This window comes from Paenibacillus suaedae (assembly GCF_032337355.1).
Lineage (GTDB): Bacteria > Bacillota > Bacilli > Paenibacillales > Paenibacillaceae > Paenibacillus_B > Paenibacillus_B suaedae.
Window position 1 is genome coordinate 251,112 of the sequence record NZ_JAVYAA010000003.1, and the last position, 25,936, is coordinate 277,047.

The window sequence follows — 25,936 nt, forward strand, 5'->3', positions numbered from 1 at the left end:
TATAACAGGAAAGACAAAAAACAATACGAATTTTAAGGTATGACATTATATGTCGTACCTTCTTTATTATAATTGGATTATCGCGATAAGAGAGGAGTGGCCGCTCATGAGTATAGGAACTACTCTATCTCTTTCTTTTCAAATTGAACATCGTTCTTACGTGGATGCCCTGCATGCTGTTCTCACGGGTGCTGGTCTGTACGAGGGTTCGAAATATATGCTAGGCGGAATGACAGGTCTATTATCTAAGTTTGTTATTCACAAGGAGTTATCAAGGAGCTCAGTTACAGCGTACGGCAACTTGGGAGAAGAACATGGCAATGCGCTCCTTCGAATTGGGATTGAATCAAATCAATTTGCTTGGCATACGCGTCAACGTACGTTTGAATTGGCGCAGCAGGAGTCGATACGTCATATTCAGCACAGCATCGATCGAGGAATAGGCGTCGTCTATTGGAAGCCTGAGTTTGCCGTGATTACGGGTTATGACGATGAGGACGAAGTGTTCTTCTATCTAGACGGTTACTCGAAGGAACAACAAGTGCTGCTGTATCGGAATTTTGGCATCATCGATAACCCTACGCCATTCTGGTACTATCAAACGATTATTGGTGCAGTGGACATGCCGTACCAAGAAATCTACCGAGAGTCGCTAATTACAGCAGTTACAGATTGGGATACGCCGCATCGAACTTTGCCGGATCTGGACTTTGCTGCAGGCTGTAAAGCATACGATTATATGATTGCCGCACTGTCTAGTCAACAATATCATCCGCATGGTAGCGCTTATACCATTAGCTCTTATGCTGGTATCAAGCGTGACATGTTGAAGTATTTGGCTTCTATCCAAGAAGAGGTTGGCATATCTGCAGAGATTGTTCAACTTTATCAACTTGTAGATGAGGCATTTCAAGTCATGAAAGCGACGGTTCAGAATGGTACGGGACATGAGCTGTGCATCCAATCAGACCATGTACCACAGCTAATCGAGCAGGCTCACCTTGCGATGGAACATGAACGAGCAGCGATTGAAATACTGCGCACTGAAATCGGTTACGAGGAGTCATGCGTTCGCGTTCCAACAGTCTCCACTGGGGATCGGCGGCGCCAAGATAATTGTGGTCAACAACTAAGAATAGGTGCAGGTGAAGAGATGACGTCTATTATCCTTGAAAATATGAAAATCGTACCAGAAACAAAAACGTTTATCGATCATATCCATAGTGTACTGCTGGCCGGCGGGCTAACCAAGTATCCGAAGCATACGATTGCGTGTATGTCATCATTGGCCTTCCGCATGTCCGTTCATCGTCAGTTGGATGCTATATCTGTGACGGCCTATAACTGGCCTGCCGAACACTTCGTTGCTGCGGATTTGCTTGGTCTCTACTCAGAGACGTATGCAGGCTACAATACAGATCCGGTCTTCCCGGTCTCTCGTAAGTATGCAATCGAAGAAATGAAGCTTTCTCTACAAGAAGGTGTCGGACTCATTTATTGGCACGATCAGTACTACACGATCTATGGCTATGACGAAGCGCAGCAGTGTTTTTTCGCAGTAGATTCGTGCGGGAATAGCGGATGCAAGGTGTCTTATCAGACACTCGGGCAAACGGGAAATTCGTCGATTGTATTTATACAGCGGATATCCAAATGCAGCATTTCCATAGATGTACGTGATCTGATTACGGAATCGCTGGTGCAGGCGATTTATAAATGGGAGCAGCATGATAGCATTTTGCCGCCTGAGCAATTTGCATGTGGCGAACAAGCTTATGATGCAATGATAGAGGAAATCCAGTCGGGTACGGCGGATTGGAATGGGGCGGAGCAAACATTGTCCATGTATCGTACCTTCAAGCACTACATTGCTCGTTATTTGCATGATATGAAGCAATCGATGGATGGGCTGGAGCAACTGGCAGAGAAATATCGAGTTCTAGCTGACTTATACGATGATATTGTTGCAATCCTCCGAAGATTACGACACGACTGGAATGATGCGCATGAAGAGGGGCTATGTCACGAGATGGTGACCACTCTTATCTCTGCCCAACAAATTGAAAAAGATGCTATAGAAGCTATGAAACAGGTGGTGAAGGACGTTCGCGAAGCGCGCGGAGCCACACCACATTTACGATAATAGATACGAAAAAGGGGAAACGAAATGGCTAAAACAAAACGCGGTAAAGCATTATGGAACGTTCCATCACATGGACGGGGAACATGCCCAGTGTGTGGAAGCACACGGATTAAAGTATTGTACACGCAAACAAAAAGCGATGGCACATCTCTTAAAGTTTGCAAAAAATGTGTAAAAGCGACTCAATATCGAATTGATATGGCGTTATCTGGTTAGTAGTTAGTGATTAGTAGTTATGCTGTCTGTGCATGCAGAATCTTACTATCAACATCCTTGCCGATTATTTCGGCAAGGATGTTTTTTGTAGATGACTTCGTTTAAAAGGGGGCGTTTTTTCTCCTTACTCGGATATATATGCTCTTGTTTTCTGAAAAATTCTACAATATTTTTAAACGTGTCTATTCATTTTTGTCGAAAAATGACGATATATAGCTCATTGACATAGACTGATTGGTCAGTAAATACGGACAAGGTTTATAGGCAATAAGGATTCGAATGGAAAGAACTCCTGTATATAACCTGTTTGTCAGTCAACTAGGGGGCTATTGAATGAAAAACAAAGGCTTAGTGATGAAATCTATCATCGTCGTGACCGTTCTTCTTATGGTCATGTCTATTGTATTCATATCATCCTCATATATGATGGAGCGAAGAATCTATAATGATGAATTACTATCCCTTCATACTACGCTTACGAAGAATATCGAGATAGAAAAGGAGGGTATTGCAGGAGCTGCTAGCAAGCTCAAGTCAATGGATTCCTCACAATATGCAACGGATAAGAATATTGTTTGGATTCAGGAGAGCTTGAACAGCATGGTACGCGACAATTTCATATCGAATTCGTACTTGCTTGCTCCCGGTTTCACGGAACGTGATGGAAAGTTCTATCTGAAGGTGCTTCAAGGCAACGATTCCTTCGTTGAATTAGGAAATGCGCCAGGAAGCGAGTATGAGATCAAGCCAGAGCTTGTCGATGCGATCCATGAGATGGAGCGGACAGGTGTTGGCTTTAGTGACATCTATGAAGATCTTGATGGCGAATGGATTACGGTGCTGAAGCCGATCAATAATGACAGGAATGAGACGATAGCGGTGTTTGCCGTAGATTTCAATAATAAGAAGATTGACGGCGATCTGAATGCCATGTTGTGGGAAATTATTGGTATTGGCTCATCGATAGGTATCGTATTCATTATCGTGATTGCCTTCTTAATACGCCGATTAGTTCGGCCGCTTACACAGCTGTCCGTTCTGTCCACGAGAGTGGCGGCCGGTGACCTGACGGTATCTATTCCGGTTCGCTCGAAAGATGAAATCGGCGTTCTATCTGATAGTTTTAACACGATGATTGCTCAAATCAAGCACTTGGTTACCAATGTCAAGACGACAGCTGATCAGGTCGCGGAATCGTCACAGCAACTAACGGTAATCGCCACGCAAACGTCTCAGTCTAGCTATGAAATATCCAATTCTATTCAAGAGGTTGCAACTGGTTCAGAATCGCAGATGCAAGGGGCTGAAGAAAGTAAGGCTGCTATGGAGGAAATTGCAATCGGCATCCAGCGGATCGCTGAATCATCCTCTGCCGTATCAGAACTGAGCATCGACGCAACAGAGTCGGTTGATCAAGGCAATCAGGTTGTCCAGCTGACGGTGAAGCAAATGGCACAGATCAGAAATTCCGTCAGTCGTTCTGAAGGGATTACGCAGTCTTTGTTGAATCAATCCGAGAAGATAGAGCATATCGTCAGTATCATTGGCAATGTAGCGGTGCAAACCAATCTATTGGCGCTCAATGCATCTATTGAAGCGGCACGGGCAGGCGAACATGGACGAGGCTTCGGCGTTGTTGCCCAAGAGGTGCGCAAGCTTGCAGAGCAAACGAAGGACTCTACGGAACAAATTGCAGAGATGCTGAATACGGTAATTGCACATACGAAGGAACTGGCCGAAGCGATGGGAGAAAATACGGAGCAGGCTGAACAAGGTACCTTGATTGTGCAGGAGGCTGGGGAGCATTTCAACAAAATATGGACATCCGTGCAGCAGGTCACGGAGCAAATTCAAGAGGTATCGGCAGCCGCTGAAGAAATGTCTGCTGGAAGTGAGGAGGTTGCTGCCACTTTGGACAACCTTGCTACCATAGCAAAGGATTCCTCACTGAATACACAGAGTGTTGCCGCATCGACCGAAGAGCAGCTTGCTATTGTGGAAGAAATATCGGATACAGCTACCTTATTGAATCGCAAAATGCAAGATCTGCAAGAAGAACTTCGAATCTTTACGGTTTAAAAATGAACAAGACTCCCTGCTCGCTGGAAGAGCAGGGAGTCTTGCTTGTATTACGTTCCTCATAAAAGGATCGCAGTTATCCAATTACAGTCAGGCCACCGGTTAGCAGTTGAACCAACATGTATAGCGCAATCAACCAAATGGTAATTGCGGATATCTTGTTCAACCAAGTGAGGATGCGGCCGTCAGCATCGATTTTATTAGTGAAATGACCTGCTACAGCTAGTCCCAGGAACCACAGCCACGATACTGCGATACAGGCTATCGTAAACATCCACTTGAGTTTATCAGAATATTGCAAAGAGTTCGTTCCAATAACGCCAATCGTATCGAGAATCGCGTGTGGATTCAGAAGAGAGACGGACATGGCGAACATCATTTGCTTTGGGATACTCATAGCACTTCCCTGACTGCCATTCAACTTGCTTGACGACTTCCACAAACTCCAACCCATAAATAACAGAAAGAAGAATCCCAATAGATACAGTCCGTATTGAAGCCATTTCCACTTCCAGATGAATAGCGAGATGCCTTGAACTGCGGCTAGAATAAGCAGGGTATCGCATAATGCCGCTGTTATCACGACAGGGATGGCCTTTACGAACGGCTTAGATAAAGCCCCTTGATTGAAAATAAACACATTTTGTGCGCCTAACGGCAATATAAGGCCAAGTGCGAGCAATATTCCGTGAACGAATGCCTCGACCATTGATATCTACCTCCGTATGTCATCATCAATAGAACCGGTTCTAAGACAATATCATAACGCAGCAATTTACAATTGTCCCCGACCATTTGGTTGAGTTCTTGACCAACCAAATTCTATAATAAGCTTATCAATCAACTTGGTGCAGGAGAGGAACATATGCCAAAGACGTGCAGCATTGACTACAGCGATTGGAGACTCGAACGATCCTCATCGATCGCGCTGTATAAACAAATCGAGCATTATATGAAATCTAAAATTTTGTCTATGGAATGGGAAGCGGGTGCGAGACTCCCTGCACAGCGTAAGCTTGCGAAGCAATTGGGTGTGAATCGCAGCACGCTGGTGGCGGCCTTGGATTGCTTGACTGATGCGGGGTTTATTGAAGGGAATAGCGGAGGGGGGACGGTTATAACGGACATGGCTCATCGTGTCGATAGCATGTCTCCTATTCTGCCGAATTGGAATGCGTATGTGGAAGAAGGCTCACATTATCCCAATTTACCGATTATTCAGACGATAAATAACATGGAGATTTCTCCGCAAATGATTCGCATGGGCACGGGGGAGCTTGCCCCTGACTTATTGCCAACAAAAGAGATGGAGAAAACGATACGCGGTGCAATCGATCATGGAATATCACTTGGGTATGAACAGCCGCTTGGGCACTATCCGCTGCGAGAACAGCTCAGCAAGCAGTTGTCGGAGCAAGGCATCGAAGCCGCGCCTAATTCGATACTGATTGTCTCGGGGGCACTTCAAGCACTGCAGCTCATTGCAGCAGGCCTCGTTGGTCGTGGATCAACTATGCTCGTAGAGAAGCCCTCCTATTTATATTCTATTCATGCCTTCCAATCGGCCGGACTAAAAATGGTTGGTGTACCAATGGATCAAGGCGGTATACAAGTGAATGCTCTGGAGCAGTATGCATTACGGTATAAGGCTTCGCTGCTGTATACGATACCAAGCTTCCATAATCCAACGGGTACGGTGATGGAGCAGGACAGAAGAGAAGCATTAATGAACATCAGCAATCGCATTGGATTGCCGATTATTGAAGACAGTGCCTACGAAGCGTTATGGCTGGATGCCCCGGCGCCACGATCATTGAAGTCTATGGATGAGCATGGACAAGTGCTCTATGTGGGAACGATGTCCAAGTGTGTTTGCCCTGGCCTGCGAATGGGCTGGATTGTTGGTTCGCAGCAGGTGATAGAGCGCTTGGCAGATATTAAAATGCAGATGGATTACGGCTCCAGCTCATTATCGCAACAAGTTGCAGCGGAGTGGCTCCGATCGGGCCTTCACGAGGCGCGCATTCAATACATTCGTGCTCAGCTGCGTTTGCGAAGGGACTTTTTGCTTGATCAGTTGAAACAGCATTGGTCATCTTTTGCAGCATGGAGAGTTCCCCAAGGCGGTTTTTACATATGGGTGACCATGGATAAGTCTATTGCAATCGAAGCCTTGTTCAAGCATGCACTTGCTTGTGGAATTCTGCTGAATCCAGGTTATATCTATGATCGCTCAAGCAAGCATCAACTCCGACTATCGTACGCTTACGCAAGCTTTGTAGAAATGGAGCGGGCTATCCAATTGATTGCGAAGTGGGTAAAGAATAAGAATGTCATCGAACGATAGAGTGTCAAAAGTATTTGACATAAGACTATTGATCATTATAATAAAAGATGTAAAATGTTTTTTACATTTGAGGAGATAGAACTCGTTATGAAAAACAAGATTTCAGAGCTGCGCAAGCGAATGGGCATGTCACAGCAAGAACTGGCTCAGCGGTGTGAAGTGAGTCGGCAGACGATTAACGCGATTGAGAATGATAAGTATGATCCAACCTTAGCGCTAGCGTTCAAGCTGTCACGAACGTTAGAGGTCACAGTCGATCAGCTGTTTACTTATGAGGAGGCATCACGATGAGAAAGCAAGATGAAATGGAACGTTATCATAATGACAAGTCAGCGAAGAACGGCTACATGTTCTATACGATCGCATTGCTGCTGTGGGGGCTGTATGATTTTACTGTCAAGGGGAATAGCGGATTGCAATTTACTATCCTATTAATCGGGAACGCCATCTTCCTATGGACACGCGTCTACTATAAGCGAAAAGTGATGTAATAATTACCGTGAAAAATCGATGAGATAGGGTCACTTATCTAATCATATAAACTTAATTATTGTAAACTAAAATAAATAATGATGAAGATTGAACGTAAGGATCGTCTCAACCGTACTATAGATACTTTATGATTCATTATGGGTTTCCGTCTAGAAAAGGCGGTTGAGGAGGAGTATTGACGATGATTATCGTAACAACAGAGCAAGTGGCCAATTATGAAGTAAAGGAAGTACTCGGTACAGCATTCGGACTGACCGTTCGCGCACGAGGGTTGGGGAAGGATATCGCTGCTGCATTCAAAGGATTGGTAGGAGGCGAAATCACTCAATATACGGAAATGCTAGAGGATGCACGGAAGCAAGCGCTGGATCGCTTAGTAGCGAACGCACAAGCGATGGGTGCGGATGCTGTCATTATGGTGCGTTTTGACTCTGGTGAAGTCGGAACCAATATGAGTGAAATTGTTGCATACGGCACGGCTGTAACGCTTCGGCCTAATCGTGAAGTAAGATGATAACGTTTTTGATTGTTTATTTTTCATTGCAGCTGTTCTTTTTTATCGTATTTCTTATTGTCTCAGCTATCCGAGATCGCCGTCACCAAGCGAATGAACATGAACATGTGCCGGAAGGCTTCGAGAAGACTTCGGAAGTTAGTATCGACCCGTCAACAGGGAAAAAGGTAACGGTTTATTACAATCCGCGCACAGGACAGCGATGGTACCGCGTGGAGTAACAATAGAAGGATGCAATCTACGAATGAACAATCTTGTTAACGTGGTTGCTTTCAGTTGCCAGATACCTCGATACTCAAGTGACACCCCAGCGTTGGCTAGGCTGGTTCGTAAGTAACGGTACTTATGAGCCCACGCTGCCAGCTGCTGGGGTATTTTTTATTCATTCTCAGCCACAGAGAACAGTGATATAGAATTACGTCCCCAGTCCTATTCATTAGACAAAAGTATACTTTTGTCGCTATATACATTCGGTTTGAAATATTTTAAACTTAAACTGCTTCAAAGATTGAAATAAAATTTCATTCATCTAGAGCCGACATACGATGATGTTCTCATTACTCGATATCCAAAGGGAGGGAATTAACATTGTATTTTGCAAAGAACCGGGCTCGTATCTTACTCATGTCGATGATGTCGGTCGTGCTTATGTTCAGCACAATTGTAAACGCTTCCGCAATGAGTTCCTCTGATTTATCCTCTTCATCCTTATCGTCATCTGAAGCGCAGGCAGAACCGCTCGCATCAGGCAGTACGGCTTCATCCCAGATTATTGAAGACTTCGAGCAGCTTCAACACCTGTCTGCAACCTCAGTAAGAGTAGTCCCTGGTTCTGTTAAGGCGGTTCTAACCTCACGACCGGAACCGGTCCAACATGATGAACATGCAGTAAAGCTTACCTATGATTTCACGGAAACGACGGGAACATCAGCGGCTTATCTGAATTTCTTGAACGCATCTGGGGGAGTAGGGCGTGAAATAAAAGGATATCCATCTTCAATCGGAGTGTGGGTGTATGGGGATGGAAATAAGCACTGGCTGCGAGGTCAACTGCAGGATGCAAGCGGAGCGAAGCCCACGATTGACCTTACTACTAGCAGCGGGCTCAGCTGGAATGGCTGGAGGTACGTTACTGCGAGTTTGCCTACTAATCTTGTTCAGCCTATCAAATTGAATCAGCTCTATGTGGTAGAAACGAATGATCGGAATAAAAATAGCGGCGCTATTTATTTTGATAGCCTGCGAGCTTTCTATGGATCGACAAAAATATATGAGCTAACGATGATCGGCTTGCCTCCTTTGCAGGTAGGAGAGACAAAACGGGTTCAGGTGTTAGCGACTTCTGCTGGCGAAGCAGAACAAGTAGATGTGTCGAAGGAAGCCGTACTTATCAGTGATGATCCTTCCATTGTCGCTGTAAATCCAGACAATTCACTTACTGCTGTGGCCGAAGGGCGCACAAGACTAACGGCTCGCTACATGCAAGCACCAGAATCCGTAGTTGATGTAGTCGTCAGCCAAGCCGCTCCAATCATTCAGCAGTTGAACTTGTATGGAGCACCAGCTATGGAGATAGGTGAGCGCGTGAAGACCCATACATTTGCGCGATATGAAGGTGCTGCGAAGCCTGTATCCATGCTGGAAGGAGTTGGCTACAATAGCAGCAATCCGGAGGTTGCTACCATTGATGCAGCTGGTATGGTCACTGCACAAGCGAACGGAACGACTGTTATGCGGGCGGTATATGGCGAATTCTCCTCCGCTTATGAATTGAAGGTATCCGTGCCTCAGCCGAAGCTGGAACGACTTGAGCTGACCGGCTTGCATGCAATGACTATCGGTGAGTCGCTGCAAGGGAAGGTGACAGCATACTATTCCGATGGCTCTTCCTCAGAAGTATCGACAGGCGTTGTGTTCAAATCCAGTCAGCCGCACAATGCAACGATAGATGCTAGCGGGAACGTCATGGCTCTTCAAGTAGGCATTAGCTCCATAACTGCTGCTTACGGAGGCAAGACTGCTGATTTCACACTTGTCGTGAACAAGGATACAATCCTGCCTAAGCGGCAATTGCGAGCAGCTTGGATTGCTTCCGTCGTCAATATTGATTGGCCGCGTGAAGGCGTAGTTACGGAAAGAGAGCAGAAGCAAGACTTTGTAAATCTTCTCAATGAATTAGAAACAGCAGGCATGAATGCTATTGTGATGCAAATTAAACCGACTGCAGATGCCTTCTATCCGTCTAAATATGCACCTTGGTCGGAGTGGCTCACTGGCGTACAGGGCAAGGATCCTGGCTATAACCCGCTTCAATTCATGATTGATGAAGCACACAAGCGCAATATGGAATTCCACGCATGGTTCAATCCGTATCGTGTAAGTATGCAGCCAGATATCAACAAGTTAGTTCCCGACCATCCTGCAAGATTGCATCCAGATTGGGTAGTTTCTTATGGCGGCAAGCTCTACTTCAATCCAGGGGTGCCGGAAGCGAAGCGATTCGTAATGGACAGCATCATGGAGGTCGTCAACAATTATGACATTGACGCGGTTCATTTCGACGATTACTTCTATCCGTATAAGGTGGATGGGGTAGAGTTCCCTGATCGCGCGACCTACCAGCAGTATGGAGCTGGTTTCTCCGATATTACGGACTGGAGACGCAATAATGTGAATACCTTCATTGAGGAATTGTCCAATGAAATGAAGCAGGCGAAGCCTTATATGAAATTTGGCATTAGCCCATTCGGCGTATGGCGCAACAAAGCGACAGATCCGACAGGCTCGGATACAACAGCTGGGGTTCAGAATTATGATGACCTCTATGCAGATACACGCTTGTGGATTCAAAAGGGATGGATTGATTATATTACGCCACAGATATACTGGTATTTTGGCTTTACTCCTGCAGCCTTCGAGAAGCTTGTGGATTGGTGGGTGAAGGAAACAGAAGGAACACATACCCAGCTCTATGTCGGTCACGCCGATTACAAGGTGAATGATCCGAACACGCCAGCCTGGCTCAATCCCGATGAGCTTCCAAATCAATTGAAATACCTGCTCAACTTCGATACGGTGAAGGGGAGCATGCATTTCAGCACCGTCGATATTCTCAATAATCCGCTTGGGTTGAAGGATCGACTAAGCGGGGACAGTTACCGGTATAAAGCCCTTGTGCCAGAGATGCCGTGGCTTCCAGCCAATACTCCATCTGCACCGAAGCTTACAACTGCACATGTCACCGATAAAGGAGTTCACCTGTCATGGGAGGACGTTTCGAACAGCTCGGCTGCTTACTATGTGATCTATCGGGCAGAGGGCAGCGAGTCGATGAATGTCAATGATCCGAAGCAAATCGTGAAGACTATCCGTAAAATGAACGGCGCATATCAATTTTACCTAGATACGACAGGTAAGCCAGGCAAACAATATACGTATGCGGTTACGGCGGCTGACCGTCTGCACAACGAGAGTGCGCCTAGCCAATCCAAATGGATCTGGAATGAACCACTTGTCTCAATTGAGTTGAAGGGCGATACGAATATGACAGCGGGGAAACAACAGCAACTGAAGGTGTTCGGAGTTGGCAAGAGTGGGAATCGAGTGGAGTTGACGAATGATCTTCGCTTTACATCCAATCAGCCTTCGGTGTTGTCCATTAACGAGGCAGGCATGGTGAAGGCGAATAAATCGGGTACCGCTGTTGTGACCGTAAAGTATGGAAGTTTCTTGCAGAGCACAATGCAAATTAAAGTATCACAGAAGTAGTCGGACATATCACAGCACGATATTCGTTACAGCATATTCAGCGGAAATAGAAGCATACGAGAGACAGTGCCAGTGTTCCTTGCGAATGCTGGCATTGTTTATGTGAAATGACAGAAAAGGAGTTGCGATCAGGCTATATCGTTATTTTCAGAAAATTGTGAAAAAATACTGAAAAATTGTTTCAAATAAGATTAACGAGGTTAATAATAGACATGTCCTGCAACACACATCGCAGGACGCCACTCTGGTGAAGTGAGAGGATTGCTACAAGGAGGCAGTTTCCATATGAACGCACAAGGCAAAACTTATCAACTGAAAGCAGAGAGAAGAACGGACTTTACTCGCTCTTCCCTTCGTGAATTACGTCAGAAAGGCCGGATCCCGGGCGTCGTATACGGTGCGGATATCGAGAGTACTGCATTGCATGTCGATTCAAGAGACTTCGTCAAGCTTGCACATGTTGGCCGGACAGAAGTGTTCCAACTGCAGGTGGAAGGTATGAAGCCAGTCCAAGCGCTAATCAAAGACGTTGTCAAACAAGATGGTTCTTATGCGCATGTAGATTTCCAACAGGTATCTGCAAATCACCCAATCCGTATTCATGTGCCAATAGAATATATCGGTACACCTGCTGGGGTCAAAAAAGGTGGTATTTTGCAAACACAAGAAACAAGTTTGGAAATCGAGGGTCTGCCCGCACATCTTCCTTCTGTGATTCAAGTGGATATTTCCCATTTGGGCATAGGCGGTAAGATGTTGGTGGAAGACGTACAAATTCCAGAACATATCCATCTCTTGTCCCATAAGAATGAGCTATTGGTTTCCATTGTTACACAGCGGGGCATTGAAGAGGTAGAGGATGAAGAATCAGAAGCGGCAGCAGCACCGGCTTCTGTCGAAGCATAGCACTTTATTTCATTTAACTAAATTAAATGTAAACAGAATGTAGAGTCTGCCAAGTGCGAATGGACGAGCACACAGCAGGCTCTTTTTTCATGGTATACAACTGCTAATTGGCTCACATGAATCATGTCTCATCGATCCATACTAACGATAGGCGATGGGGGTGATGGATTGCGATTTGCACGAGTAATGTCCATGCTGTTATTGATTCCATTATGCAGCAGCTGCAGGATACAAGGGATGGAACACCCAAGATATGAAGTGACAGTGACTGATACACAGATGAACGCTCTTCATCCAAGACAAGCAATAGATGTTGTCACGATGCAACTGGATGATTTGAAGTCATTCCAGCATACGATGTTGAAGATGCATCAGATCCCAATTGAACTTAATGTCAAAATGGATAAGGCTCAAATCGGCAGTATCAGGATCCTTGTTAATAAATTTCACGAACTCCCTCTTGATTACCGGCCAGATGATCTGGTTTATCCGAGGGCTCCCTTTATTTTTGACGAGCGGGTAGATAAGCGCAAATTGCGCAAGGAAGCAGCTAGAGCTCTGGAGCAGCTAATCGCTGGTGCTAGACAAGACGGTATTTATTTGGCAGGTGTATCTGCGTTCCGATCTCATGCTGCTCAGACGGCCATATATCATAGCAATGTACGGCGTTATGGCAAGAAAAAGGCGGAGTTGTATTGTGCGGAGCCGGGGCATAGCGAACACAAGACGGGGCTCGCCATAGATCTCACGCGCAGCGATGGAAGATGTGCAGCGGAAGCTTGCTTCGCGGACATGAAAGAGGCAAAATGGCTGCAGAATCATGCACATGAATATGGGTATATTGTTCGGTATCCAAAAGGAAAAGAGCACATCACAGGATATCAATATGAGCCATGGCACATCCGTTATGTTGGGAAGCAATTGTCCACGCTATTGACAGAGCGGAGGATTACACTGGAAGAATATTATGATTCATCTTATCCGTATTGGTCTGCTCCGGAGAACGGATAACGACGTCGATGGCAAAAGGAAAACCACCCAAGCAATGCCTGGGTGGTCGCCTGGGCGCAGCTCTTAGAACCAGAAAGAACGGCTTATGATTACGAGCAAAATGAAAAGTACCAAGATAACGCCAGTGCTTGTAAAGCCAAATCCACCGAAACCACAGCTTCCACAGCCTCTTACATCAGACATGTTCAAATCCCCTTTCGTTTGGTAATGATGTATTACCGTATATTTGTATGAAGGAAACTGTGGAGTTGATTGGACGTTTGACGGGTTGCATCGCGTCTGCTATGTAAATAAGCCATGCAATTCCTGCATGGCTTGTATGTTCTGTTAGGATTAGAAGCCTTTATATTGAGGCTCCTCCGTTTCTAATTGCTGCACTCGGTTTTCCACTTGGTCGACGATCTGCTGCGTTTGTTGTGCGGCATTCGTATATAATTGCTTTGCTTCTTGGTTCTGAGTGGCCAATGCGAAAGACTCCAAGTCAGCTTGTACACCTTTTAACGAAGCTAAGCATGTTTTCACTTGAGATCCAACGGTCATGCTGTACACCTCCCTTCCTCCTCCGAACTACAGAGGATAATTTGTCCCGAAAGAGGAGCAGCCATACCTCAAATAATTAAATTAACTCACTTCATAAAATCATGAGCATTTACAAATAATGACGTAGTGGAATGGAACTTTTTCTTATCAAGGAGGATGTATGATGCCACTTTGGCTAGAGATAATGCTTCGGACTTTGGTTGCAGTCGTAACCTTATTCCTGCTGACCAAAATGCTGGGGAAGCGCCAGGTCACCCAATTATCTGTATTTGAATACATAACCGGCATCACGATCGGAAGCCTAGCTGCTTATGTTTCTCTGGATTTAGAGGACAACTGGTATCTTGGGCTTGTGTCGCTGGGTGTATGGGTCACGGTCTCGTTCGGCATTGAATTCTTGCAACTGAAGAGTAAGACGATGCGGGATTGGATAGACGGAAAATCAACAGTTCTGATTAAGAACGGCAAAATTCTTGAAGACAACTTGAAAAAGGAACGTCTGACCTCCGATGAATTGCTGCTGCTGCTTCGAAAGAAGGATGTATTCAAAGTGGCTGATGTTGAATTTGCGATGATGGAATCAAGCGGTGACGTAAGTGTTTTGCTCAAAAGCGAAAATATGCCATTTACTCCAAAACATCTAGGGATTAAGGTCGCTCCTGAGTATGAACCGCAAGCAGTTATTATGGACGGGCAGGTTATGGAGCAGCCGCTTGCTACGATTGGCCGTGATAATAAGTGGTTGAGCGAACAGTTGACAGCGCTAGGCGTGAAGACTGTTCAAGATGTATATTTGGCACAAGTGGACAGTTTCGGAGAGTTGTATGTCGATCTGTTCAACGATCAAATTAAAGTTACGGTTCCGCAGAAGAGGGCTAATACGTTAGCAACGATGAAAAAGTGCGAAGCTGATCTGGAAATGTTCTGTCTGTCAACGGAAGATGAGAAAGCAAAACAAATGTATGGACAGTGCTCTCGCACGATGCAGCACATTATTGAGAAGGTACGACCATTACTCATCCAATAATCGAAGGTATGCGATAAAGTGAGGTGGCTACATGCTGGTAGGTAAGCAATCTTGGAAATTCGAGCGAGCTCCTTATATTATAGGCACTTCGGCCATCGTTGGGCCTGAGGAAGGGCAGGGGCCGCTTGCCGCTGATTATGACCTTATCCACGAACAGCTTGATATTTACGAGACGAGCTGGGAGAAGGCAGAACGCAAGCTTCTTGAACAAGCAACGAGTCTTGCGATCACGAAAGCGAACGTTAACACAAGCCATATCGAGTATTTTATCGGTGGGGACTTGATGAACCAAATTACGAGTAACAGCTTCGCGGCTCGAACGCTGTCTGTTCCCTATATTGGCGTATTCGGTGCGTGCTCAACTTCCATGGAATCACTTGCGCTTGCAGCGATGATTATTGATTCCGGGAATGCGCATTATGCTCTTGCAGGAACATGCAGTCATAACTGCACAGCGGAGAAGCAGTTCCGTTACCCTACGGAGTACGGTTCCCAGAAGCCGCCTACTGCGCAATTCACCGTAACCGGGGCAGGCGCTGCGGTATTGTGCAATCGCGGGAGTGGACCGCGGGTAACCGCCGCTACAATTGGGAAGGTCATTGACTTAGGTATAACTGATCCGTTCAACATGGGAGCGGCTATGGCCCCAGCCGCAGTGGATACCTTGCGGGCGCATTTCGCAGACACCGGGAGAGAGGCTAGCTATTACGACATGATCGTAACCGGGGATTTGTCTGCCGTGGGCCATCCTATCGCTTCAGACTTATTGAGGCAGTCCGGGGTGTCAATGGAGGGTACCGTATTCGATGATTGCGGCTTAATGATATTTGACCGCAACAAGCAAGCCGTACAAGCTGGAGGGAGCGGCTGCGGCTGCTCTGCTGTTGTCACCTATGGGCACTTGATGAAGCGGATGATTCGAGGACAATTGAAACGAATGTTAATTGTGGCCACCGGTTCACTGCTGTCGCCACTCTCATATCAACAAGGTGAGAGCATACCATGTATTGCTCATGCCGTATCCATTGAGATGGATTCGGAACGTGAGTAAGAAGATAATATCACAACAAAAAATTACTATTATGGATCTTGTATATCAAGATCCCTTTTTATGTAATAATGTATTTTGTTTTCAGACATATGGTTAATTATTCATATGTCTTCCGTGGGGATATCGATCTGTATGAAAATCCTCTCCACGACTACTCCTGCAAGAAAATCTAAAAAACTACTTTACAAAATAAAATAGATAAAGTAGTATAGTGAGAAATATTGAGATGCCTATTTATGGTAAGTGGATATATATGCAAAAAAATGTTTTGAGAACAATCGGAAATCTCGTTTTTTTGCTGCTGCTTCCATGTTTAAAATAGTGCATAAAAAAACATCACATCATTGGATTTATTCCAGAAATAGGGGGAGTTTTGTATGAAGAAGAAGTGGAGTTTGTTCTTGAGTACGCTTCTTGCTGTATCGATCGCGTTGTCCGCGTGCGGCAGCGACAAAGCGAAGGAACCAGAGAAGAATGCACAATCGAATGAGCAGGGTTCTGGCCAAGAAGAGAAGAAGGATGAAGCTGCAGGGGAAGGTGAAATCGTCTCTGAGGGTGTCATTAAGGCCGCTGATCCTTCCAAGTCTCCAGAATTGGCGAACAACCGTAAAGATATGGTGATTCTCGGTATTACAGCTCCTAAGGGTATTTTCAACCCGATTTACTCGGAGACTTCATATGATGCTTATTTAGTGCGTTCCTTGTTCAAGGGGATGCTGGAGTATGATAAAGACGGTACATTGAAGAAAGCATTGGCGGATGACTATCAAGTGTCTCCTGACAATTTGAAATATACATTCAAGCTGAAGGAAGGCTTGAAGTTTAGTGACGGTACGCCTCTTACAGCAGAAGACGTAGCGTTTACATTAACAATATTACATGATAAGTCTTACGATGGACCATCTGATATCGTGAAGAATGCACATATTAAGGGTGGACAAGAATACCGCGACGGTAAAGTATCTTCCATTGAAGGTATCAAGGTAATCGATCCGTTGACGATTGAATTCACGACTACAGAAGTAAGCGCGTTAGCACTTTCCACAATCGGTGGTGTGGAAATCATGCCTAAGGCTTACTATGGCAAGGATTACAAGCAAGGTGACCTGGGCTACATGCACGATTTGTTCACGAAGCCAGTTGGCGCAGGCCCTTACAAGTTGGATAAGTTCGTAGCTGGACAAGAAGCTCAGCTTACGGCAAATGAGAACTACTACTTGGGCAAGCCTAAGGTAGAGAAGCTGATCTATAAATTTACAACGGCCGAGACTAACGTTCAATTGCTGCAAACGGGTGAAACGGACATGGATGAACCTACAGTATCCAAAGACCAAGTTGAGCAATTGAAGGAAATGGGCTTCTTGGATACCACCTTGTACCGTACAAATGGCTACGGCTACATCGCTTTCAACCATAAGTTGGATAAGTTCAAGGACAAGCGTGTACGTCAAGCGTTGGCATACGGCTTGAACCGTCAAGAAATCGTAGATGCGGTATTCCAAGGCTATGCAGATCCTATCGACGTTCCACAATCCAAGCAATCCTGGTCTTACACAGATGATGTAACGAAGTACAACTTCGATCTGGAGAAGGCTAAGCAATTGCTTGACGAAGCTGGATGGAAAGTTGGCGCTGACGGCAAGCGTGAGAAGAATGGCGAGAAGTTCGTCATTCACTTCACGGCTTCTACTCCTAGTGAAGTCAATGATGCAATTATTCCAATTGCACAGAAGAATTATGGCGATCTTGGCATTGAATTCATTGCTGACCAAATGGAATTCAACGCGGTTATCGACAAGCGTAAGAAGGGCGACTTCGACATGCTGTTCATGGCATGGTCCTTAACACCAGATCCGCAATCTTCTGAAAATGTATTCACAACGAAGGGCCACCAGAACGACATCGGATACAGTAATCCGAAGGTCGATGAGTTGTTTATTCAATCCAATTCGACGCTTGATGTTGAGAAGCGTAAAGAAATCTTCCATTCTATTTATAAAGAGTTGAACGAAGATCTTCCTTACATCTACATGTACCAACGTCGAGATATGTACGCAACGAACGCACGCGTTCAAGGCTTCGATATGTCGCCTTACCGTGATTTCTCGTACTCGCTTCCTAACATTCAAATTCAATAATCGAGCAGGATGATGTTCTCGGGAAGTCCAGCATTTGCTGGACTTTCTTTTTTAATTTGGTAAATAGACATGCCTTCTGTTCGCTTACATGATAAACATCTACACATTACACGTGTTCAAATTTCTGCTTCGATATCGTTACATGATAAGAAATAAGAGAATTTTATACCGATGGCTCATTCATGTTACAATAGTGCCTAATCACAATTGCTTTAGATAGACATATGGAGGGAATTATACGTTGAGATGGATGAAATCGCTGTTCGTCCTGTTCCTTACCTTGATGGTAATGGCTGGATGCGGCACGACACAGATTGGAAATGAGAAGAAGGTTGCGACAGATCGCCCTTCGACAACAGTGGAGACGAACGAACCAGCCCAATCGAAGCCCCTTACAGACTTCGAGGAAGTGGCGAGCTATATACGGAAGCATCATTCTCTGCCTGATAATTTCATTACGAAGAAGGATGCAGAGAAGCTGGGCTGGAATGCGAAGGAAGGCAATCTAAATGAAGTAGCTCCAGGCAAGAGCATTGGCGGAGACATCTTCCGCAATCGGGAAGGCAAGCTGCCGAAGAAGAAGGGACGCATTTGGTATGAAGCAGATATAAACTACTCCAAGGGATTCCGTGGGAAAGATCGTCTTCTTTTCTCAAATGACGGGCTGATCTATAAAACAGAGGATCATTATGATACATTCCAGCAGATGAAAGGGAAGGATGGAGAGCGATGACCAGACAAATTATTGAATTGGATGGACGACTCTTAGCCTCGCGTACGATGCTGCATGATGTCCTCAGCAAGGAATTAGAGCTCCCTGAACATTATGGACGTAATCTGGATGCGCTGTGGGATTGCTTGACGGAATCAACTGCACGTCCGTTAACAATCCATTGGAGCCATTATGAGGCAAGCAAAAGGCAATTGGGAGAGTATTGCGAGCAGGTGCTGCATTTGTTCCAAGATGCAGAAGCCGAGTTGGATGGATTCGTAGTGAAGGTCACACGGTAATGTGCGGCAGATAGGGAATAAAGACATCATAATGAAAATAGAAGCTATAACAGTGAACAAGCCTTTGACAATATGGTCAAAGGCTTGTTTTTGTATATGTCCCATGTGTTATCTTACAAGAAGACAAAGTAAATGACGGCTGCCAATACGATGCGATAGATAGCAAATGGTACGAGTTTCACTCGATTAATCAGCTTCAAGAAGAAGCGGATAGAGATGAGAGCGAATAGGAATGCGCTAATGAAGCCGACGATGAAGAACGGCAGCGCATCCATGGAGAAATCCTTCCAATGCTTCAGAAGGGATAATCCGCTCGCTCCAGCCATGACAGGTACGGCCATAATGAATGTAAAATCAGCAGCCGCACGGTGACTCATCCCCAGCAGTACCCCGCCTGAGATCGTAGAACCGGAACGGGAGAATCCTGGCCATAGGCCAAGACATTGGAACAAGCCGATGCCAAATGCTTGCTTGTATGTTACCTGATCCACCGTCTTTGCCGTTGGCTTTGCAGGGCGGAACCAGTCTGCTGCGATCATGAGCACTGCTCCGAGCACAAGGCCGATCAGCACAGTCTGGATGGAAAATAAGTATTGATCAATATACTTTTCGAACAGTAATCCAAGCACTGCTGCTGGGATTAATCCAACGAGCACTTGTGTGAGCTTCAATCTGGAATGTCCCGCTCTACCTAGCTCTGGATCAATTGGAGCGCGCTTCAACCCAAGCAGCTGGAAAAAACGATCCCAAAACACAACAACAACCGCAAGGATGGAGCCGAGCTGGATCACGACCTTGAACATATTCGCCATTTGAGGGCTGAATATCTCTTTTGAATGAAGCATAAAATCATCCACTAGAATCATATGCCCGGTCGAAGAGACCGGAGCAAACTCAGTCAGGCCTTCTACCACGCCTAAAATAAATCCAACAAACATGTCCCACCAATTCAACGATAGTCACTCTCCTATGTAAGGCCTGTAAAATAGAATGTGCATAGCACAGATTGTATTATATAGCGATCTTGCACATTGTGGTAGTAGTAGTTTACATAATACATAGTATGTTAATAAATGATTTACAAATGAATGTAAGACAAGAATCGGTACTTAAGCTGCTGAGAGGTAGGCGGTAAGAAGGTTTGTTGTTTTGTAAGTATTGCTAAGTTCAGAAAAACAGAAATTTCTTAATGAATTTGAAGTAGTACGCGCTCAGATTTAAGTCTTGTACTTGTAGGGAAGGTCATATATGATAGCTCTATCTTACTAGGTAAATTATTCCTAAAAGTAAAAATAAAAGGATGATTAGGGGGTAGTCGAATGTGGGGAAGACGGTCAGATTGAAACAGACGTATAAGACAAGATGGAGTACGCTTGGTATTGCCGTCATCTGTATAATGCTTGTTCTCGCAACACTATGGTCTGAGCAGCCGCCGGTGCCAAAAGGAGAGAATGCACCGATAGAACAATTTTCAGCGGTTAGAGCTATGGAGCATGTGAGGGCCATCGCACAGCTGCCGCATCCATCAGGTTCGGTAGAGAATGAGAGGGTGCGAACATATTTAGTTGAGCAAATGGAGTTATTAGGGCTGCAGCCAAATGTGAACACGTATCCATGGACAGGGCAGTATAGAGGCATCTCCGAGTCGTTTGAGCTGCACAATATCATTGGAGTACATAAAGGAACCAAACCAGGTAAAGCATTGATGCTGACGGCTCATTACGATTCTACACCGTTTGGCCCAGGGGCTAATGACGATGCGGTTGGGGTTGCGGCACTCTTGGAGACGGCACGCATTCTACAGGCTGGTCCGCCTATGGATCGGGACATTTGGTTCGTGCTGACTGATGGTGAAGAGAAAGGGATGCTTGGAGCAGAGGCTTTCTGGTTTGACAATAAAGTTCGTGAACAGATCGGCCTTGTCGTGAATTTCGAGGCGAGAGGTTCGAGAGGTCCGTCAATCATGTTCCAAACGAGCCGAAATAATGGGCAGCTTATTTCTGAATTTGCCTCGTTCGCGGTGTCTCCAGTTAGCAGTTCTCTGTTAGGCGACTTGTATCGGACGATGCCGAATGATACGGATTTGACCGTTTCACTGAATGCTGGCATACCAGGTCTTAATTTCGCATATATCGATGGCTGGGACAAATACCATACCGATCAAGATACGCCCGACAATGTAACACTAGCAACACTACAGCACCATGGCGAGAATGCACTTGGGGCAGCTATGCGGTTCGGAAGTATGGATTTAGAGGAAGTGAATGATTCCGATCGGGTCTATTTTAACTGGTTTACGATGCTTCTTCATTATCCTGCTTCCTGGACGATCCCGATGTCCATTCTCATTGGTATAGGGTGGCTTCTCTGTATCGTGGTGCTCTTCAGGAAGAAGGCAATTGCATTGAAGGGAATGGCGCTCAGCTTCCTGCTTACACTAGGAAGCATCATTACATCTGTTGTGGTCGCTTACTTGCTGTTTGTAGGGATTATGTATATTGGAAGCTCAGTGGCGGGGATGCCATTGCAATCGGCTTTCATACCGGCTCAGGTCAATCTTGCTTTTGTACTGATCGCACTGCTAGTTCATCTCGTATTCACACGTCTGACTAGGCATAGGGTCAACGTCTTGGAAATGATCCTAACCGGAATGCTGTTCTACTTCCTGCTTCTAATCGTTGTGTTAGGGCTTATCCCTGGAGCAAGCTACCTATTCCTGCTCCCGCTTCTTATTCACTGCATCGTCATCGGGTGTACACTGCATAAGCGCAATCCGGTTATAGTCTTGCAGCGGCCATGGGTGAGTCTTGTATTCGCGCTTGCTCCATTGACACTGACAACAAGTTTATTTCATCTGTTATATACGGGAATGCCGCTTCAGATTACGGTATTCACCACTGTACTGTGCGTGTTAATCTTCACCCTGCTGCAGCCGCTCATGACGAGCCTAACCATGGTTCGGGGAAGCCGTTCCGCGAAAATTGTGGATAGCAAATAGGTAAAACAGAGCCCATGTATGCATCATGGGCTCTGTTCGTGTATTATTTGGTTTGCTTGGAGTCGCGACAGTGCCATAATAGCTTCATTACATCAACCCGCTCATACGAGCAGCATTTCTCCCATTGCTTGATTGCGCCTTCTAATCCTCCGACCTGCGGATGCACTGTTGTAATTGCACGGTTGAAGCGGGAACTGAATGGAATGAACGAGAGCGGCGAACCGGCGGTAATATGAATTTGGTTCCACCTTTTGTGGGTAGCAGTAGTTGTAACATCCGTATCGATATCCATTTCAAATACCGTAAAGGAGTGTATATCTCCCTGCTTGCTGAGCATAGACATCGCTGGTGCGGTAATTTCGTTCATACTGTGCGTATAGTTTTGTATAGCGTCAGGCTGTACCGAGATATACTCAACATAGAATGCACATTCTGGCGGCAAGTTCGACTCATCTCCGATTACACAGCTAGGGATAAGATGAGCCTGTACGATTCGGCTGTGTGAGCGGAGCTGTTCAGTCATGCAAGGATCGACATCCTTTACATACGCCTGTTCCTTCGCCGTAAATTCCGCTGCGCTCATGTCCGGAGGAAGCTTGTAAATGAAAAGATCGCTCCATTGTGATTTGTTCGTTCTTCCTTGTACAACGAGAGAGGTACGGAATCCCCATGCCTCTACCAAATCTCCATGCGAGATCATGTGCAGTAGAAGAGCTTCGTATCGTCGTTCCCAATCTGCAATTGCATTTGTCTGTATCGTCCGTAAAACGTACTTCGCTTGATGATTCGTCATTGGTTCTGGGTGAGGGAAATCGAAACGATTGCGATTTGCAGGTGTAATCCGAAAGCTTCTACGTATCCAGTGTATAGATACACAAGCAAAAATAATGACGAGGAGCATTACCGTTCCCAAAGTTGTCATGATGATCGTAAGCATAGGTTGTAGTCCTCTCTATCGTAATTTACAAGAATTATGAGGGTTGCTTGCTTAGTTCTCCGCACACTCTCCGAGCGAACGGGAAGGATTTCGTTGATCAACGTACGTCACAATTAGTAGCTACAACATCTAATTGTAGCGAACCTTTAAGCTAACAACATCAATCGCAGGAAGGATATTGATTCCATCTGACGATGTAATCTTACGCGGGCAAGAAAGAAGATGTTCATATGCTCAATGGAAAATAGCGAACAGAACAGAGTGGCTAGGCAACGGTTCGGTCATGAGCTGGATATCGAATGACAGTGCTGAGGATAGACAACGTATGTTCGTCCATACTTGCTGTTACAACCTGTGAAAATACTGGTATTATATAGGATGTGCATGTTTGTTTTAGTGGAAATGATAGATTCGGGAGGATATCTGATTGGAAGGGTTAGTAAAGTTGGAGCAAGTGACAAAGAGCTATGATCGTCGTGTCATCCTGCAACATGTAGAATTGTCTATCGGGGCGCATGAAGCAGTATCGATTACAGGAAAGAATGGTTCGGGGAAAAGTACGCTACTCCGCTTAATTGCCGGACTAGCCAAGCCGACGAGCGGGATGATTCATCGTCAAGGGGGCAGCAAGCAGCGTATTGGCTTCGTTCCTGATCGACTGCCGAAGCTGCGGCTTACACCGGAAGAGTACCTATTTTCCATGGGTGGTATGCAAGGGATGAGCAAGGAAGCCATATCTGCACGGCTGGATGAATTGTTTGCCTTGTTCAAAATGGAGGATGCAGCTGCACGAAGAATGAATACTTTCTCCAAAGGGATGCTGCAAAAGGTAAACCTCATGCAAGCTGTACTGAATAAGCCTGATATATTGCTGCTGGACGAGCCTCTATCCGGATTGGATGCGGACTCACAGCGAGAGCTTATTCGTCTGCTCAGACATATGAAGCAGCAAGGCATTGCAATGGTAATGTCATGTCATGAGGCATCTTTGGTCGAGCAGCTGGCGGATCGATGCGTAAGCATTCACCGTGGATCTATTGCAATTACAGAGGTTCGTCCGCTCGAGGAAGATATGCGGATTGAGGTGATGGTACCGACATCTCTGTCTATAAGTGATGATATCGGTCAAATCGAAGGGATTCTCGGTTATAAAGATCATGATACAATCTCGGGCAGGTATGTCATACGTTCGAGGCAGCATGATTCAGATCACGTGCTGTTAGAGCTGCTAATGCGGAAATGTTCGATTGTATCCGTTCAAGCAAGTGCCACCCATGGATATACTGGTTCAAATTATGCGCAGCAGCCTTCTCGACAGGAGGGACGCGAATATGTTTAAAGCAACCATAAGGTACTTGCTGCGGAACTACAGTCGATCATATCGCTACATACCGCCGTTATTTACGTTCTTGATTAGTTTGGGATTGTTCTATACGTATACACCGAACCCGATTATGGGCAGCTTCTCGTTCACGACGATGCTGATTTATGTCATTGCAGCTTGGTTCAGTTACAGCTTCCTGAAGACGGAGCACTCGGTTCAGGAGGAATTGACGATCTTGCATGTGAAGAGCCGAGCACTCTATCTGATCGGGCTTATTTGTTCGGTTGCGCTTATCATGTGTTTCATTGTTGTGGTTGCAATTGCTTACCCAATCGTTTTCAATAAATTTGACGAGCCTATTCGGTTCGAGCATCTCATTGTCGGGCTGTTCACGCACCTCAGCTCTGCACTCCTCGGAATTGCGATATCGCTGTACTTCGCGAAGCGGGTGGAGCGTGCTAGCTATGCAATTGGCGGGATACTGCTTATTCTTGCACTGTCCTTCTGTCAAGGAGCACTTATCGCAAAAGCAGGCATAGCAGGTGCGCTGCTATCATGGGTATTTCCGCCTGCCTATCATACGATGAATATGCTGCTGAACTATAGCAGTTATACGATGGCATCAACTGTTGGTACGATCGGGTTATCTATTGGATATGCGGTGCTACTGATGATTCTGCTCATTCAAGTGCTGAAGCGGGTTGAAGAGTAGTCTGCAGATCATGGACGCAATTATATGGAGGTACATCATATAAACGAGAGACTCTTACAAAGCGAGGAGTAATATATGGGGAAAATCAGCTAAGGGCTATCGCTAGTTTATTTCTTTATTTTCTTTGATAAGGAGAATCGCCATGACTGATAACGGTAGGTTACAGATGCGCTCTATGCAAAGTCTGAACTATGAACAACGGCGGTTGTTTGTATAGAGCTGAAGCCTGAACGATATAGATACCGCCATGACTTCAAATGAAGTTATGAAGTTGATAGCTTAGACTTTGCTCTCTTCACAGTACATTTCTGTAAGGAGTAGAGCGAAGATGAAATATGTAAATGCAGATCGAGTATTACCCGATTCATTGATACAAGAGATTCAAAAATATATACAAGGCGGACTGCTGTATGTCCCTGCGCCGAAGTCGCAGCATAAGAAATGGGGCGAACAATCGGGAAGCAGGAAGATGTTGAACAGGCGGAACACGGCTATTCGTCATTCCTTTGCAACGGGCTCAACGGTAGATGAGCTTGCAGAGCAATATTGCTTATCCTCGGACAGCATTAAGAAGATTGTATATACAAAATCATAGTGATTTGGATGTAAAGACTGCATCAGAGGGATCTGGTGCAGTCTTTTTTATTAGCAACATGTTGCAGCTTCTTGCAGCGTGTTTGTAATGTTTGTTTTAAATGATTTATTCCCTATGTTGCTTGGAG

At 45.4% G+C, this 25,936-nt stretch carries 24 protein-coding genes; 20 read left to right on the plus strand and 4 right to left on the minus strand.

Annotated elements, in window-relative coordinates; translation table 11 throughout:
- The first annotated feature begins 106 nt into the window (after window positions 1-106).
- The 3 genes from RQP50_RS14525 (at window position 107) to RQP50_RS14535 (ending at window position 4,438) form a co-directional block, all read left to right on the plus strand.
- Entirely contained in the window at window positions 107-2,143 is a 2,037-nt protein-coding gene (locus tag RQP50_RS14525; RefSeq protein WP_315745841.1) for a hypothetical protein, read from the plus strand.
- Between the two features lie 24 nt (window positions 2,144-2,167).
- A complete protein-coding gene (locus RQP50_RS14530; protein ID WP_021253815.1) occupies window positions 2,168-2,359 on the plus strand; it encodes a hypothetical protein in 192 nt (63 codons plus the stop codon).
- Between the two features lie 333 nt (window positions 2,360-2,692).
- On the plus strand, window positions 2,693-4,438 hold the full coding sequence (locus RQP50_RS14535; protein WP_315745842.1) for a methyl-accepting chemotaxis protein: 1,746 nt from the start codon (window positions 2,693-2,695) through the stop codon (window positions 4,436-4,438).
- Window positions 4,439-4,514: 76 nt separating this feature from the next.
- On the opposite strand, the gene RQP50_RS14540 is transcribed toward RQP50_RS14535, so the two are convergent.
- On the minus strand, window positions 4,515-5,147 hold the full coding sequence (locus RQP50_RS14540; RefSeq protein ID WP_315745843.1) for a LysE/ArgO family amino acid transporter: 633 nt from the start codon (window positions 5,145-5,147) through the stop codon (window positions 4,515-4,517).
- Between the two features lie 156 nt (window positions 5,148-5,303).
- On the opposite strand from RQP50_RS14540, the gene RQP50_RS14545 reads away from it, so the two are divergent.
- From RQP50_RS14545 to RQP50_RS14580, 8 genes are all read left to right on the plus strand, one after another.
- Window positions 5,304-6,785, plus strand: coding sequence for an aminotransferase-like domain-containing protein (locus tag RQP50_RS14545; protein ID WP_315745844.1), 1,482 nt, complete (start codon window positions 5,304-5,306; stop codon window positions 6,783-6,785).
- Between the two features lie 87 nt (window positions 6,786-6,872).
- Window positions 6,873-7,076, plus strand: coding sequence for a helix-turn-helix transcriptional regulator (locus tag RQP50_RS14550; RefSeq protein WP_021253811.1), 204 nt, complete (start codon window positions 6,873-6,875; stop codon window positions 7,074-7,076).
- Window positions 7,073-7,276 carry a hypothetical protein gene (locus RQP50_RS14555; protein WP_072730826.1) on the plus strand — a complete coding sequence of 68 codons (204 nt, stop codon included), beginning with the start codon at window positions 7,073-7,075 and terminating at the stop codon, window positions 7,274-7,276. Before RQP50_RS14550 ends, RQP50_RS14555 begins: the two co-directional genes overlap by 4 nt.
- 182 nt (window positions 7,277-7,458) lie before the next feature.
- Window positions 7,459-7,791, plus strand: a complete 333-nt coding sequence (locus RQP50_RS14560) for a YbjQ family protein (RefSeq protein ID WP_021261483.1) — start codon at window positions 7,459-7,461, stop codon at window positions 7,789-7,791.
- Window positions 7,792-7,799: 8 nt separating this feature from the next.
- Complete coding sequence (locus RQP50_RS14565) at window positions 7,800-8,012, plus strand: hypothetical protein (RefSeq protein ID WP_083545294.1); 213 nt, start codon at window positions 7,800-7,802, stop codon at window positions 8,010-8,012.
- 367 nt (window positions 8,013-8,379) lie between these two features.
- Entirely contained in the window at window positions 8,380-11,559 is a 3,180-nt protein-coding gene (locus RQP50_RS14570; RefSeq protein WP_315745845.1) for a family 10 glycosylhydrolase, read from the plus strand.
- Window positions 11,560-11,844: 285 nt separating this feature from the next.
- Entirely contained in the window at window positions 11,845-12,465 is a 621-nt protein-coding gene (locus tag RQP50_RS14575) for a 50S ribosomal protein L25 (protein ID WP_315745846.1), read from the plus strand.
- 237 nt (window positions 12,466-12,702) lie between these two features.
- Window positions 12,703-13,476: a M15 family metallopeptidase gene (locus tag RQP50_RS14580; RefSeq protein WP_315745847.1), complete on the plus strand. Its 774-nt coding sequence runs from the start codon at window positions 12,703-12,705 to the stop codon at window positions 13,474-13,476.
- 333 nt (window positions 13,477-13,809) lie between these two features.
- On the opposite strand, the gene RQP50_RS14585 is transcribed toward RQP50_RS14580, so the two are convergent.
- Entirely contained in the window at window positions 13,810-14,016 is a 207-nt protein-coding gene (locus tag RQP50_RS14585) for a DUF1657 domain-containing protein (protein ID WP_065292053.1), read from the minus strand.
- Window positions 14,017-14,179: 163 nt separating this feature from the next.
- Between RQP50_RS14585 and RQP50_RS14590 the strand changes: the two genes are divergently transcribed.
- The 5 genes from RQP50_RS14590 (at window position 14,180) to RQP50_RS14610 (ending at window position 19,243) form a co-directional block, all read left to right on the plus strand.
- Window positions 14,180-15,043, plus strand: a complete 864-nt coding sequence (locus RQP50_RS14590) for a DUF421 domain-containing protein (RefSeq protein ID WP_072730830.1) — start codon at window positions 14,180-14,182, stop codon at window positions 15,041-15,043.
- Window positions 15,044-15,074: 31 nt separating this feature from the next.
- Window positions 15,075-16,094 carry a stage V sporulation protein AD gene (gene spoVAD, locus RQP50_RS14595; protein ID WP_072730831.1) on the plus strand — a complete coding sequence of 340 codons (1,020 nt, stop codon included), beginning with the start codon at window positions 15,075-15,077 and terminating at the stop codon, window positions 16,092-16,094.
- Between the two features lie 377 nt (window positions 16,095-16,471).
- Window positions 16,472-18,232 carry an ABC transporter substrate-binding protein gene (locus tag RQP50_RS14600; RefSeq protein ID WP_315745848.1) on the plus strand — a complete coding sequence of 587 codons (1,761 nt, stop codon included), beginning with the start codon at window positions 16,472-16,474 and terminating at the stop codon, window positions 18,230-18,232.
- A 241-nt stretch (window positions 18,233-18,473) separates the two neighbouring features.
- Complete coding sequence (locus RQP50_RS14605; protein WP_315745849.1) at window positions 18,474-18,965, plus strand: ribonuclease domain-containing protein; 492 nt, start codon at window positions 18,474-18,476, stop codon at window positions 18,963-18,965.
- The gene (locus RQP50_RS14610) at window positions 18,962-19,243 is read left to right on the plus strand and encodes a barstar family protein (RefSeq protein WP_072730834.1); all 282 of its coding nucleotides are present in this window, start codon (window positions 18,962-18,964) and stop codon (window positions 19,241-19,243) included. Before RQP50_RS14605 ends, RQP50_RS14610 begins: the two co-directional genes overlap by 4 nt.
- A gap of 113 nt (window positions 19,244-19,356) precedes the next feature.
- Here RQP50_RS14610 and RQP50_RS14615 read toward each other — a convergent pair whose 3' ends face one another.
- Window positions 19,357-20,181 (minus strand): undecaprenyl-diphosphate phosphatase, encoded by an 825-nt coding sequence (locus RQP50_RS14615; protein ID WP_175560783.1) that lies wholly within the window; start codon window positions 20,179-20,181, stop codon window positions 19,357-19,359.
- 383 nt (window positions 20,182-20,564) lie between these two features.
- Here RQP50_RS14615 and RQP50_RS14620 point away from each other — a divergent pair, with 383 nt between their 5' ends.
- A complete protein-coding gene (locus RQP50_RS14620; protein WP_315745850.1) occupies window positions 20,565-22,241 on the plus strand; it encodes a M28 family peptidase in 1,677 nt (558 codons plus the stop codon).
- A gap of 43 nt (window positions 22,242-22,284) precedes the next feature.
- Here RQP50_RS14620 and RQP50_RS14625 read toward each other — a convergent pair whose 3' ends face one another.
- Window positions 22,285-23,178 carry a hypothetical protein gene (locus RQP50_RS14625; RefSeq protein ID WP_315745851.1) on the minus strand — a complete coding sequence of 298 codons (894 nt, stop codon included), beginning with the start codon at window positions 23,176-23,178 and terminating at the stop codon, window positions 22,285-22,287.
- Between the two features lie 427 nt (window positions 23,179-23,605).
- Here RQP50_RS14625 and RQP50_RS14630 point away from each other — a divergent pair, with 427 nt between their 5' ends.
- The 3 genes from RQP50_RS14630 (at window position 23,606) to RQP50_RS14640 (ending at window position 25,809) form a co-directional block, all read left to right on the plus strand.
- Window positions 23,606-24,517, plus strand: coding sequence for an ABC transporter ATP-binding protein (locus tag RQP50_RS14630; protein ID WP_072730837.1), 912 nt, complete (start codon window positions 23,606-23,608; stop codon window positions 24,515-24,517).
- Window positions 24,510-25,214 carry a hypothetical protein gene (locus RQP50_RS14635; protein WP_072730838.1) on the plus strand — a complete coding sequence of 235 codons (705 nt, stop codon included), beginning with the start codon at window positions 24,510-24,512 and terminating at the stop codon, window positions 25,212-25,214. The genes RQP50_RS14630 and RQP50_RS14635 overlap by 8 nt, the downstream gene beginning before the upstream one ends.
- A 328-nt stretch (window positions 25,215-25,542) precedes the next feature.
- Window positions 25,543-25,809, plus strand: a complete 267-nt coding sequence (locus tag RQP50_RS14640) for a CD3324 family protein (RefSeq protein WP_315745852.1) — start codon at window positions 25,543-25,545, stop codon at window positions 25,807-25,809.
- Window positions 25,810-25,936: the final 127 nt, after the last annotated feature.